General features: G+C 70.6%; 11 protein-coding genes. 8 read left to right on the top strand and 3 right to left on the bottom strand.

The genetic code is table 11. The annotated features are described in order from the left end of the window. Positions 1-1,463: caspase family protein (locus VF697_RS40590; RefSeq protein WP_331103739.1), on the bottom strand; the 1,463-nt coding region annotated here is incomplete at its 3' end. Next, the gene (locus VF697_RS40585; protein WP_331103737.1) at positions 1,460-2,251 is read right to left on the bottom strand and encodes an ActD-like protein; all 792 of its coding nucleotides are present in this window, start codon (positions 2,249-2,251) and stop codon (positions 1,460-1,462) included. The genes VF697_RS40590 and VF697_RS40585, both read right to left, overlap by 4 nt. A 250-nt stretch (positions 2,252-2,501) precedes the next feature. Between VF697_RS40585 and VF697_RS40580 the strand changes: the two genes are divergently transcribed. The 8 genes from VF697_RS40580 to VF697_RS40545 all read left to right on the top strand — a co-directional run bounded on the left by VF697_RS40580 (position 2,502) and on the right by VF697_RS40545 (position 10,967). Next, the gene (locus VF697_RS40580; protein WP_331103735.1) at positions 2,502-3,155 is read left to right on the top strand and encodes a cobalamin B12-binding domain-containing protein; all 654 of its coding nucleotides are present in this window, start codon (positions 2,502-2,504) and stop codon (positions 3,153-3,155) included. 2 nt (positions 3,156-3,157) lie between these two features. Then, positions 3,158-3,874, top strand: coding sequence for a hypothetical protein (locus VF697_RS40575; protein ID WP_331103733.1), 717 nt, complete (start codon positions 3,158-3,160; stop codon positions 3,872-3,874). Next, positions 3,871-5,904: a hybrid sensor histidine kinase/response regulator gene (locus VF697_RS40570; RefSeq protein ID WP_331103732.1), complete on the top strand. Its 2,034-nt coding sequence runs from the start codon at positions 3,871-3,873 to the stop codon at positions 5,902-5,904. Before VF697_RS40575 ends, VF697_RS40570 begins: the two co-directional genes overlap by 4 nt. Further along, the gene (locus VF697_RS40565) at positions 5,897-7,423 is read left to right on the top strand and encodes a response regulator (protein WP_331103731.1); all 1,527 of its coding nucleotides are present in this window, start codon (positions 5,897-5,899) and stop codon (positions 7,421-7,423) included. Before VF697_RS40570 ends, VF697_RS40565 begins: the two co-directional genes overlap by 8 nt. Before the next feature lie 63 nt (positions 7,424-7,486). Beyond that, positions 7,487-7,987: a hypothetical protein gene (locus VF697_RS40560; RefSeq protein ID WP_331103729.1), complete on the top strand. Its 501-nt coding sequence runs from the start codon at positions 7,487-7,489 to the stop codon at positions 7,985-7,987. Between the two features lie 4 nt (positions 7,988-7,991). Continuing rightward, on the top strand, positions 7,992-8,567 hold the full coding sequence (locus VF697_RS40555) for a hypothetical protein (RefSeq protein ID WP_331103727.1): 576 nt from the start codon (positions 7,992-7,994) through the stop codon (positions 8,565-8,567). Positions 8,568-8,913: 346 nt separating this feature from the next. Further along, on the top strand, positions 8,914-9,207 hold the full coding sequence (locus VF697_RS40550) for a hypothetical protein (RefSeq protein WP_331103725.1): 294 nt from the start codon (positions 8,914-8,916) through the stop codon (positions 9,205-9,207). An 80-nt stretch (positions 9,208-9,287) separates the two neighbouring features. Further along, complete coding sequence (locus VF697_RS40545; protein WP_331103723.1) at positions 9,288-10,967, top strand: methyl-accepting chemotaxis protein; 1,680 nt, start codon at positions 9,288-9,290, stop codon at positions 10,965-10,967. A 1-nt stretch (position 10,968) separates the two neighbouring features. Here VF697_RS40545 and VF697_RS40540 read toward each other — a convergent pair whose 3' ends face one another. Continuing rightward, the gene (locus VF697_RS40540) at positions 10,969-12,492 is read right to left on the bottom strand and encodes a long-chain fatty acid--CoA ligase (RefSeq protein ID WP_331103721.1); all 1,524 of its coding nucleotides are present in this window, start codon (positions 12,490-12,492) and stop codon (positions 10,969-10,971) included. Positions 12,493-12,573: the final 81 nt, after the last annotated feature.

The raw sequence follows: 12,573 nt of genomic DNA, 5'->3' as shown, positions 1-12,573 counted from the left end.
CCCACCCGCACGTCCCCGCCCGCCACGTTCACCCCCGCCGCCGCCTGCAACCCCTCGAACCGCCCCCTCGCGATGTTCGCCCCCGGGGCCACGGACAGCCCGCTCGCGTCCCCGCCCACCACGTTGATACCCGAGGACAGCAGCACGCCCCGGGCCTCCTCCGTGTACCAGTTGGCCCCCAGCGACAGGGCCACGCCCCGCAGCGCCTCGGCGCCATTCACCCCGCCCACCGCCCACTGGTTCTCCACCCGCCGGCCCGGTGCCTGTAACGCGTTGGTGCTCACCGGCGGGAACAGGCTCGCGGCGAGCGGCACCACCACCCGCCCCTCCCGGCCCACCACCGCGACGGCCTCGGACACAGAGGGCGCCACGCTCCCCCCCGGAGCCGCCGCCGCGACCTCCGGCCCCCCCCGCGACACCGTGGCCTCCAGCGGCACGCCCGCGAACTGTGCCGGGGTGAGCGGCGTGCGCTGGCCCTCCGCGAGCGAGAAGCGAGCCTCGGACGCACCGCCCTCCACCTCGCGCCGCACGCTGTAGCGCCCGGGCGCCAGCCCCAGCTCCGTGGGCCGGCCCGACGCCTTCTGCAGCTCCACCACCAGGGTGCCCGCCTCGTCGCGCACGAAGAGCCGGCCCTCCAGCGCCTCGGTGAGGTAGAGCCCCGCCGAGGTGGCCCGCAGATCCGTCATCACCAGGTCGCCCGAGCCCGCCAGCTCGATGTCATAGGCGGGGTGCTGGGCGCCGCCGCGCGTCTTCTCGGTGCGGGCGAGCGTCTCGTGGAAGGCGAACTGGTAGGCCTCGTTGAGGGTGACGCGCCCGTCATGGGTGGTGTCGGCCGCGCCGCGCAGGCCCGAGACGAGATGGTGCGTGAAGTACGAGCCGCCCAGCCTGTCGCTCTCCTGCGAGGCCTCGTCCTCGCTGGAGGAGGTGAGGATGGCGTGGCCCTTCACCTTGTTGCCCGAGTCCACCAGGAAGGCGGGCCGCCGGGTGCCGCCCTTGGTGCGCGCGAAGGCCCCCGAGGCGCAGCTGTCCAGCACGGCGATGCGCACGTCCGCGGGCAGGGCCTCCAGGGCGCGGCGCAGCTCGCCGTAGTCCATGCGCTCGCCCTTGAGCAGCAGGCCCTCCTCGTCCGAGTGGCCCGAGTAGTAGACGAGCACCTCCACGCGCGAGGCCCCGGAGGCGCGGGCGGCCTGGGTGCGCGCGCGCAACTCCCCGAGCGCCTCCACCAGCCCCGCGCGGCCCGTCTCCACCAGCAGGCGCCGGTCCGCCGGGGCGACTCCGCCCAATTCCCCCAGCACCTTGTCGAAGGACCGCGCGTCCGAGACGGCGTAGCGCAGGCGCACGCGCTCGGCGCCGCCGTCGTTGACGCCCACGAGCAGGGCCAGCCGGCGCACCGTGCCCGTCTCGGCGAGGACGGGGGCGGCGACCAGCAGGGACAGCAGGGCGAGGGCTCTCGTGAAGCTCATGGCGAGGGCTTCTCCAGCAGGAACGAGGCCTGCGTGTACCGCGAAGGCAGGGGCAATGGGGAGATGCTCGCATCCGAGCGCTCGGCGAGCGAGCGGGCCGCGGCGAGCACCTCCTCCAGGGCGAAGGGGGCGTCGGCGGTGACGAGGAAGAAGCGCTCGAAGCCGGGCGCGTCGTCCAGGGCGTAGGCGCCGGGCAGGACGTGGGTGCCCGAGCGCGCGAGTGGCACCGAGGCGCCTCCGGACTCGGGGGCATGCAGGGTGACGGTGCCGCGCCCGTCCACGGAGAGGATGGCGCCATGGGCCTGGCCCGCGGCCACATAGGCCAGCTGCACCACATCGCCTTCGGCCACTCGCGCGCCGTCCACGAGCAGCTCCGCCGCCTGGGCCCGCTGGCGGTGGACGACGAGGTGGGGCTCCAGGCCCTTCACCCGCGTCTCCTCCAGGGTCTCCTGCTCGCCCACCGGGGGAGCGACCTGGGGCCGGACGAGGAGGACGAGGGCCGCGACCGCGAGCGCCGGGACGAGGGCGAAAGCCGGTCGAAACCGTCGGGCCGTCTGATCCCGCCCGAGCCGGCGGAGGCGCACCCGGGAGGCCACCCGACCGGCGAACTCGGCGGGGGGAAACCGCTCCAGCGTGGCGGTGGTGTCGGCCTCGAGCGCGGCGAGCCGGGTGGCCCCGTCCGGCTCCTGGAGGAGGCGGGCCCGGGCGCTGGCGAGTTCCTCCGGAGGCAACTCCCCCAGGGCGATGCGTTCGAGGAGCCAATCTGGGGTGCGAGTCGGGGGACGCATGCGGGCCTCCTGCCGGGAAGGGAACACCGGCCCCTCGTCGCGCTGTCACCCGCTTTTTCACCCACATCGTTTTCTTCTCACCCGTTATTCCCCGCCCACTCGCTTGAGTTCCAAGTAAGCGCTTGTTCTCCGCACCACCCCCGCCGAAATGGGGGACGATGTTGACCAGGAATGCGCCCGGTGGGCTTCCTCTTATTAAGGAGGGCAACTCCGGATAACCTGCCCCTCCCCCCCTCCGCGATCCTCATCCGTGACGACTGACACCATCGAAGTGCTTCGGCAGGCCTACCTGCGCGCCCAGCTCGCGGGGAACCGCCGAGAGGCCCTGCGCCTCATCGTGGACGAGGGCCTTATGCGCGGCCTGTCCATCCCCACCCTGCACCTGGACATCATCCAATCGGCCCAGGTGGAGATCGGCCGGCTGTGGCAGGAGAACCACATCTCGGTGGCCCAGGAGCACCTGGCCACGGCCATCTCCCAGCTCGCCCTCTCCCACCTCTACCGGCACCTGCCGAGAGATCCCGCCAACGGGCGCACGGTGATGCTGTCCTGCGTCGAGGGCGAGCTGCACGAGCTGGGCGCGCGCATCGCCAGCGACTTCCTGGAGATGGCCGGCTTCGATGTGCGCTTCCTCGGGGCGAACGTCCCGGCGGAGCACCTGGCGCGCGAGGTGCGGGAGAGCAAGCCTGATTTGCTGGCACTCTCGGTCACCATGTCGTACCACGTGCCCGCGTTGCGCAAGGCGGTGACGGCGGTGCGCGAAGTCGAGCCGTTGCTGCCCATGGCCGTAGGGGGGTTGGCCTTCACCTGGGCTCCAGGGGTGGAGGCGGAATTGGGAGTCCCCTTCTTCGGCAAGGACGCGCGCGAGCTGGTGGCCGCGGCCTGCAGGATGTTCGAGGTGTAGCCATGCAGTCACTCGCCCGAGAGGTGGAGTCCCGCACGCAGCGGCTCGCCGAGGCATCCGTGCGCGAGCTCTACGACGACCCGTTCTGGTTCGCGCGGTATGGCGAGGAGCGGGCGAGGCGCTTTGGCGGCGAGGACGCCGTCTTCCACGTGCGCTACCTCGTGCAGGCCCTGGACGCGAAGGACGCGGGGGTGATGGAGCGCTATGCCCGGTGGCTGCAGGGGCTGCTGGTGCCGCGCGGCATGAGCTCGCGCCACATCGCCATGCACTTCCAGGGGCTGCACGGGGCGCTGGTGCACGAGGGCCTCACCCAGCCTCCCGAGGCGCTGGAGTACCTGCGCGCGGCCGAGTCCGCGCTGGAGTGGCCCGAGGGCCCCGCGCGCGCCGTGCACGAGCGGGCCCCCGAGCTGGTGGCGCGCACGCTGCGCGAGCTGGCCACCCGGGCCTCCCTGTCGCCGGAGCAGGAGATCCTCCTGGGCGACGAGCTGCTGCTGCAGCTCTCCTACCTGATGGACTCCCTGGGCACGAAGCGGCCCGGGCTCTTCGTGGAGCACGTGCGCTGGTACGCGGGCTTCTGGCCGCGTCGCGGGCTGCGGTGTGCCTACCCCGCGCTGCTGCAATCCCTGGAGTCGGCACTGGCCCAGGACACCGCCGTGTCGGACCTGCCCCGGGTGACGGTGGCCACGGGCCTCACCGCCCTGGAAAAGGAACAGTCATGATGACCCCCATCCCGGCGGCCCTCTCGCACTTCCTGAGCCGCGAGGTGGCGCTGGCGTGCGACGCCTCCGGCTCCATCACCTGGGCGGACGAGCGCGCCTCACGGCTGCTGGAGGTCGCCCCGGGCTCCACCCTGCGCAAGCTGGCGGTGCTGGGCACCGAGGACAAGGTGGACAAGCTGCTGGCCCTGGCCCGCGACGAGCGCGTGGAGGGCTGGGAGGTCATCCTCAATGTGGGCGGCATGCCGCGCACCTTCGCCTTCCGAGGCGCCCCGCATGAGGGGGGCTCGGCGTTGGTGGGCAGCCTGGTGCCGGAGGACTACGCCTCGTCGCTCTCGCAGGTGAGCGAGACGATGAGCGAGCTGTCCGCGCTGCACCGCGAGACGGAGCGCCAGCAGCGCGAGCTGAAGCGCCGCGCGGACGAGCTCACGCGCCTCAACCGGGACCTGGAGGAGTCCAACCGCGGCGTGCGCACCCTGCACGCCGAGCTGGACGAGAAGACGGAGAGCCTCGTGCGGGCCGCGGAAATCAAGAGCCGCGTGGTGGCCAACGTCAGCCACGAGTTCCGCACCCCGCTGCACTCCATCCTCGGCCTGGCGCGGCTGCTGCTCAACCCCGTCAACGGCACGCTCTCCAGCGAGCAGCAGAAGCAGGTGCAGTTCATCCGCACCTCGGGCGAGGCCCTCTTCGAGCTGGTGAATGACCTGTTGGACCTCTCCAAGATGGAGTCCGGCAAGGCGACACTGCGGCCCATCCGCTTCAGCGCCTCGGACTTCCTGGGGGCGCTGCGCGGGATGATGCGGCCGCTGGTGCCAGCGGACTCCCCGGTGGAGCTGCGCTTCGAGGAGCCGCCGGAGCTGTTGTTGGAGACGGACGAGGCGAAGGTGAGCCAGGTGCTGCGCAACCTGGTGTCCAACGCCCTGAAGTTCACCGAGACGGGCCACGTCACCGTCACGGCCGAGCGGGGCCCGGAGGACACGGTGTGCTTCCGGGTGAGCGACTCGGGCATCGGCATTCCGCCGGAGCACCAGGAGCGCGTCTTCGAGGAGTTCACCCAGGTGGAGAGCCCGCTGCAGAAGAAGGTGAAGGGCACGGGCCTGGGGCTGGCGCTGTCGCGGCGGCTGGCGGAGTTCCTCGGCGGCTCGCTCACGGTGCGCAGCGAGCCGGGCCGGGGCTCCACCTTCACCCTCACCCTCCCCCGCGTCCACCCGGAGGTGGTGGAGCTCGTCCACATGACGGAGCGCAGCCAGCAGTTGGATCCGGGCCGCGCGCCGGTGATGGTGCTGGAGGACGACCGGCAGACGCTCTTCCTCTACGAGAAATACCTGTCGCGCTCGGGCTTCCAGGTACTGCCGGTGCGCACGGTGGACGAGGCGCGGCGCACGCTGCAGCGGGTGCGTCCGGCGGCCATGGTGCTGGACGTCATGCTGGAGGGCGAGACGACCTGGAGCTTCCTCGCCGAGCTCAAGGCCAACGAGGCCACGCGCGACATCCCCGTGATGGTGGTGACGCTGATGGACCGCGAGAACAAGGCGCGCGCGCTGGGAGCCGACGAGTTCTGGCTCAAGCCCGTGGTGGAGGAGCAGCTCCTCAAGAAGCTGGCGGCGATGGCGCGCAAGGGCCCCATGCGCAAGCTGCTCATCATCGACGACGACGCCGTGCACCGCTACCTGCTGCGGCAGCTCCTCCGGGACACGCCCTACCTGCTGGCCGAGGCGGCCACGGGCCCCGAGGGCGTCCAGCTCGCGCGCGAGCAGACCCCGGACCTCATCTTCCTGGACTTCGTGCTCCCGGACATGACGGCCTTCGACGTGCTGGACGAGCTGAAGTCGGACCCCCGCACGCGCGACATCCCCGTCATCCTCCACACCTCGCGGCAGCTCCAGGAGGAGGAGCGCCAGCGGCTGGCCAAGGGGACGTCCACCATCCTGGCAAAGCACACGTTGAGCCGCGAGGTGGCCATCAACCGCATCCGGGACGCGCTGCACAAGACGGGCCTGGGCACCGAGAAGGGAGAGGGCCGCCGTGGCTGACCTCACTGTTTCCGCGACGATTCTCAACGTCAACGACGACGAGGCGACGCGCTACCTCACCACGCGCACGCTGGGGATGGCGGGCTACCGGGTGCTGGAGGCGGCCACGGGCCAGGAGGCCCTGCGGCTGGCCGAGCTCGAGCGCCCGGACGTCGTGGTGCTGGACGTGAAGCTGCCGGACATCAGCGGCTACGAGGTGTGCAAGCACTTGCGCTCCCGGCCGGAGACGGCCTCCATCGCGGTGATGCACACCTCGGCCACCTACGTCACCCCGGACAAGAAGGTGCGGGGGCTGGAGGGCGGCGCGGACGCCTACCTCACCGAGCCCTTCGAGGGCGAGGAGCTCGTCGCCACGGTGCGCTCGCTGTTGCGCATGCGGCGCGCGGAGCAGGAGCTGCGCCGACGCGCCGAGTACCTCCAGGAGGCGGACCGTCGCAAGGACCTTTTCCTGGCCATGCTGGCGCACGAGCTGCGCAACCCCCTGGCCGCCATCACCACGGCGGTGGGCATCCTGGATCGCCGGGGCTCGGCGGACGCCAAGGAGGGGCGGATGGTCTCCATCATCCAGCGCCAGACGAACCACCTGGCGCGGCTGGTGGATGACCTGCTGGACGTGAGCCGGATTACCCGGGGCAAGGTGGAGCTGCGCCAGACGCGGTTGGACCTGCGGGGCGTGCTGCATCAGGTGCTGACGGTGTTCCGCCCGCAGGCGGAGGGGCGCAAGCTGACGCTGGAGTCCTCCCTGCCGGCGGTGCCCGTGTGGATGGAGGCGGACACGACGCGGCTGGAGCAGGTCTTCACCAACCTGCTGGACAACGCGACGAAGTACACGGACGCGGGCGGTGTCATCTCGGTGCTGGTGGAGCGGGAGACGCGGGACGGCCGGCCGGGCGCGGTGGTGCGGGTGAAGGACACGGGCATCGGCATCCGCGCGGAGGTGCTGCCGCTGGTGTTCGACCTGTTCTCGCAGGCGGACGAGTCGCTGGAGTACACGCGCGGAGGCCTGGGCATCGGGCTGACGCTGGTGCGCAACCTGGTGGAGCTGCACGAGGGCCGGGTGGAGGCGCACAGCGACGGCCCGGGCCGGGGCAGCGAGTTCGTGGTGTGGCTGCCCGTGCTGGCGGAGGCGGGCGTGGAGGAGCGGGAGGTGGCGCTGCCGGAGCTGGTGAAGCGGCGCCGGCACATCCTGCTGGTGGAGGACAACGTGGACGCGCGGCAGGCGCTGCAGGACCTGCTGGAGACGTGGGGCCACCGGGTGGAGGTGGCGGCGGACGGGCTGCGCGGCGTGGAGCTGGCGATGCGGCAGCCGCCGGAGCTGGCGCTGGTGGACATCGGCCTGCCGGGGCTGGACGGCTACCGGGTGGCCGAGGAGCTGCGGGCGAAGATGGGCCGGAACATCCGCCTGGTGGCGCTCACCGGCTACGACGACCAGAGCCGGGCGCGCGATGCGGGCTTCGACCTGCACCTCGTGAAGCCCGTGCGGCCCGATGACCTGAGCCGCCTGCTGTCGGAGCTGTGAGCCCGCCCCCTTCCGTCATGGGAGGGGGCGCGGTGAGCTCGAGAAGTAGCCGAGGGGGAGGACATGCCTGGACCGTTTGCGCGACGTTTTGCACTCGCTCTGTTGCTCTTGATGTTCTCAGGATGCGTGCGCCCTGTCTCGAGAACCAGGACCATCGTCACGGGGAAGATCGAGCCGCGACAAATCCACTTCGTCACGATCGTCAATCAGCTTGATGATGATGACGAGCCGGGTGGCTGGCGCGCGGCATGCCTCCACATCAACATTCAAAGGGCGAACACGGGAGACTCATTCCTGTGCAGATTTGGTGTTGAGGTGCCAATCGAGAACAGGGATGGCGCTTTTTCCCTCTCGCTTGCACAGCGCATCACGGCGGAACGCACCCATGAAGCAACCCAGATGGTCTTTGGCTCCGCCACGCCAGAATCCCCTCTCGGTCTGCTGTGTGAAACCCTCAAGAACACGCTCAAGCCCCTGCTCAAAGCGTCTATCGGCGGTGCTCGTGTAAAAACAGAGTGCTACAAAGAGACGATCCCCGTTCAGTTCGGTGAACTCGTTCCTTGAGCCCATGCTTCCTTCACTCGAGCAACTGCTCTCCATCGCGCGAGCCTACTGGCGCCCGGACAAGGACTATCAACTCCGCCAGGAGAAGAGCCCCGAGTACAAGAAGTTCGAGGCTCGGTGGGACCAGGAACTCAAGCAGATCGACCGATGGCATGCGTTCCTGCGGGGCCTCAAACGAGAGCTCCCCGACTTCACCATCGGAGACGGCACCGCGACCCCTGATGCCTGCTTTCGTTGTGTCGTCTACCCGGCCAAAGGACGTCCGATGCCACCGCTCCCGTGGATCGTCGTCGGGTGCGTCAGCATCCTGGCGCCCATCTACATCGTTTACGGCGTGCGGTATGGCCGCGTAGGCAATAGAACCCGACTCAATCCTCGGGTCTGCTTCGAGCCGTTCCCACCCGAGATGAAGCACCCAGCGGATGTCATCTCCAGGAAGATCGAAGAGATCTTCGGGCTCAGCAAGCTTCCGCGCGAGCTTGCCGAAACCCCCGTCCCGCTCTTCGTCCAATGGGTGGAGCCTCCAGAGACGACGCTGTTCCACGCGCTCTTCACCAACGAGCCGGACAACGTGCCTTGATTCGGCAACGCCGCCGAACAGGCAGCGGGTATCCACCCAGGCGCCCTCACGCCTACCCGCGCCTTCCCGTCCCCACCTGAAGCTCCCTTCGCGACTGCCATCGGCCTGACACCCGTTCTGCCCATGGGGTGACGAGGTCACGAATTCCCCGCGAGAGCCCCTACGCAACGCGACATGGCGTGGGCAAATAACTGCCCTCACCGCGGCGCCACGGTCCCCGCTGCGCAATAAGTTTTCGTGGCGCGCGTTGATAGCGACAGAAGAGAAAATTTTGACGCACCGTCCCGTGGCTCCACCCGGGACGGGGGTGATGGGAAGGCGTGCGCTCAGCACGGGGGGTCGTTTCGTGAAAGCGGCGATTTATTCTCTGGTGGCCGTGGCGAGCATCTTCACCAGTGTCTCGGCGAAGGAGCTGCGGTCCCTGTCCGCGGACTCGTCCGGGCCGGCGGTGACGTGCGAGCCGGGCTCACGAGGCTGTAACGCCTCGGAGCAGCGCGGCGAGGAGCCGCCCAACATGAGCCGGGATCACCACCCGTGTGGCTGGGTGGAGACGTGCCAGTACCCCTGTGAGGGCGAGGGCAACACCTGCTGCCATGCCGACTGGGACTGCCCGCTCGACGCGAACCTGCCCCGGTGCTGAACCCGCTCCCCCCTGTGGCTCCGGGGGTTTACTCCGTGGGCGGGTGAACATCTCCTCCGGTTTGCCCTAGGCTGGAGGCAATGGCGTTCGGGTTCGCACGACGGCGCAGCCTGCTGGTGAAGTTCTACGTGGCGCTGCTGATCGCCGTGCTGCCGCTGTTGCTGTTGCAGCAGTGGTACGTGCTGCCGGCCATCCGCCAGCAACTCCGGGACGACCGGGTGCGCGCGATGCGCCAGTTGGTGGAGACGGGCCACGGCATCCTCCAGGCGTACGAGGCGCGGGCGCGGGCGGGCGAGCTGTCGCCCCAGGAGGCGCGCCGGGCGGCGGCGGTGCTGCTGGAGGGCCTGCGCTACTCGAGCAACGAGTACTACTGGCTCAACGATCTGGACACGCGGCTGGTGATGCACCCCTTCCTGCCGGGCCGCATCGGCGAGGACATGAAGGGGTACCAGGACGCGGCGGGCCGGCCGGTGTTCGTGGACATCGTCGAGCTGGCCCGGCACCAGGGAGAGGGCGCGGTGGAGTACCTGGCGACCCGCCCGCGCGAGCCCGAGCCGATTCCGAAGGTGTCCTACGTGAAGCTCTTCGAGCCCTGGGGCTGGGTGCTGGGCACGGGCGTGTACGTGGAGGACATCGAGCGCGAGGTGGCCTCCGTGCGGCGGCGGCTGCTGGTGGCGCTGCTGGTGGGCGTGGGGCTGGCGGGGCTCGCGGGGGTGTACTTCTCGCGGCGAGTGCTGACGCCGGTGCGCTCGCTGGCGGAGGCGGCGGGACAGGTGGCGCGAGGAGACCTGCGGGTGACGGTGCTGGCGCCCTCGCACGACGAGGTGGGCGAGCTGGGCCAGGCCTTCAACGCCATGGTGTCGGACGTGCAGCGGGTGCTGCGGGGAATGCTGGAGGTGTCGGCGGCGACGGCGGCGGACGCCGAGCACATCCTCCGCTCGACGGACGGGGTGAGCCAGGCGGCGCAGGAGCAGTCCCGGGCGCTGCAGAACATGACGGACGCGGTGATGGGGATGACGCAGGAGGTGGCGGTGGGGGCGCACCAGGCCGAGCTGACGGCGAGGACGGCCGAGGCCAACGAGCGGGTGGCGCGCGAGGGCGGCGAGGTGGTGCGCGGCACGGGGCAGAAGATGGGGGAGATCGCCCGGGTGGTGGAGCGCTCGGCGCGGGCTGTGGAGCGGCTCACGGAGTGGAGCGCCGAGGTGGAGCAGGCGGTGGAGCTCATCTCGGACGTGGCGGATCAAACGCGGGTGCTGGCGGTGAACACGGCGATCGAGGCGGTGCGCGCGGGTGAGCACGGCAGGGGCTTCGCGGTGGTGGCACAGGAGGTACGCAAACTGGCGGAGCAGGCGCGGGCGGCGGCGGAGCGGATTGGGACGCTGATGAAGGAGAGCCAGTCGGAGACGGAGCTGGCGGCGGCGCAGATGAGGGAGGGGCGCACGCGGGTGCAGGAGGGGCTGGCGCTGTCGGCGCGCACGGGCAAGGCGCTGGAGCGCATCGTCACCGGGGCGGAGGAGATTCAAAAGCGGGTGAAGGAGATGGCGCGAGCGAACGCGGCCCAGGCGAACGCGGGCGAGGCGCTCTCGCTGCGCATCCACGCCCTGTCGAACCAGGCGGTGAAGTCGGCGACGGGCGTGGAGCAGATAACGCAGGCGGTGGAGGACCTGGAGGCCCGAGCCAAGCAGCTCCGGGACATGGTGGCCCGCTTCCAGGTGGAAGCCCCCCATACCCCCTCCGCCTTGGAGCGACGGCGGGGGTAGCCTACCCCTCGGCGTTCCCGTGGCGGGCCGCGAGCGTGCGCCGGTCCACCTTGCCGGCGCTGGTGCGCACCAGGGCCTCCAGGAAGCGAACGGACCGGGGCTGCTTGTAGCGGGCGAGCCGGCCCTGGCAGAACTCGAGCAGCCGCGCCTCGGTGAGATCCGCCCCGGGCCGGGCCACCACGAGCGCGCGAGGCACCTCGCCCCACTTGGGGTCGGGCACGCCAATCACACACACCTCGGCGACCTCGGGGTGCGCGGCGAGCACGTTCTCCACCTCGGAGGGGTAGATGTTCTCCCCGCCGGAGATGATGAGGTCCTTGCTGCGGCCGACGATGGAGAAGCACCCGTCCGCGTCACGCCGCACGAGGTCCCCCGTGTGGAGCCAGCCCCCCGCGAACGTCTTCGCCGTCTCCTCGGGGCGACGCCAGTAGCCGGCGCACAGGTGCGGCCCGCGCAGGAGCAGCTCGCCCTCCTCGCCATCTCCCTCGATGCGCGCCTCGATGTGGAAGAGGGGCACGCCGACGGCGCCGGGCTTGCGGCGCGTGTCCTCGGGAGGCAGGCAGAAGTTGTTGGGCCCGGCCTCGGTGAGGCCATAGCCCGTCTTGAAGTCCACGCCCCGGGCGAAGAAGCGCTCGAAGACGGGGAGCGGGCACGGGGCGCCACCACTGATGAGGAGCTTGAGGCGCGAGAAGTCCACCGAGTCGAAGCGCGGGTGGCGCTGCATCTCGATGAACATGGTGGGCACGCCGAAGAGCAGGTTGATGGCGCCGCGGTGGACGACATCGAAGACCTGCTCCACGGAGAAGGAGCGGCAGACGACGGTGGCACCGCCCACGTAGACGAGGGGCGTGGTGAAGACGTTGAGGCCGCCGGTGTGGAAGAGGGGCGCGTTGAGCAGCGCGGTGTCGTCGGCGGTGAGGCCCCAGCTGACGACGGTGTTGGCGGCGTTGGCGGTGATGGAGCGGTGGGTGAGGATGGCCGCCTTGGGGGTGCCGGTGCTGCCGCCGGTGTAGCAGAGCACCCACGGGTCCTCGGGCTCGACGTCCACGGAGGGCAGCGGCGCGTCCGAGAGGGCGTCGCGGCGGCTGAAGGGCACATCCTCGGAGCGGCGCGCGGGCGAGTCCTCCAGGGGAACGACATGGCGCACGCTGGAGGCGAGCGAGCGGACGGAGTCGACCTGGGCCTGGAAGTCGGGGCCGTGGACGAGGACGACGGGCTCGGCGTCGGCGAGGAGGGCGGCGAGCTCGGAGGAGCTGAGGCGCCAGTTGAGGGGCTGGAGGATGGCGCCGAGCTTGCCGCAGGCGAAGAGCAGGTCGAGGAACTCGGTGCAGTTCATCGCGAGCACGGCAACGCGGTCGCCGCGGCGGACACCGAAGACGTCCTGGAGGAGCCGGGCGGTGCGGTTGGCGGAGGCATTCCACTCGCGCCAGGAGATGCGGCGGTCACCGCGGGTGGCGTCGATGAGGGCGGTGCGCTCGGGGGCGAGCGAGGCCCGACGGGCGAGCCAGTCGTGGACGATGGGCACGAGTCACTCCAGAGTGAGGCGAAAGCGTTGCCAGATTCGGCGCGGAGGGTAGACCGGGAGCCCCCGGGAGGAAACCCGGAA

The organism is Archangium sp. (assembly GCF_036388035.1).
Taxonomy (GTDB): Bacteria; Myxococcota; Myxococcia; order Myxococcales; family Myxococcaceae; genus Archangium.
The sequence above is the reverse complement of the archived record's forward strand: the minus strand, read 5'-3'. Positions and strand labels throughout refer to the sequence as shown.

Coding starts and splice junctions, on each gene's coding strand:
- VF697_RS40585 (WP_331103737.1), bottom strand. CDS start 2,251: ATGCGTCCCCCGACTCGCACCCCAGATTGGCTCCTCGAACGCATCGCC.
- VF697_RS40575 (WP_331103733.1), top strand. CDS start 3,158: ATGCAGTCACTCGCCCGAGAGGTGGAGTCCCGCACGCAGCGGCTCGCC.
- VF697_RS40570 (WP_331103732.1), top strand. CDS start 3,871: ATGATGACCCCCATCCCGGCGGCCCTCTCGCACTTCCTGAGCCGCGAG.
- VF697_RS40560 (WP_331103729.1), top strand. CDS start 7,487: ATGCCTGGACCGTTTGCGCGACGTTTTGCACTCGCTCTGTTGCTCTTG.
- VF697_RS40555 (WP_331103727.1), top strand. CDS start 7,992: ATGCTTCCTTCACTCGAGCAACTGCTCTCCATCGCGCGAGCCTACTGG.
- VF697_RS40545 (WP_331103723.1), top strand. CDS start 9,288: ATGGCGTTCGGGTTCGCACGACGGCGCAGCCTGCTGGTGAAGTTCTAC.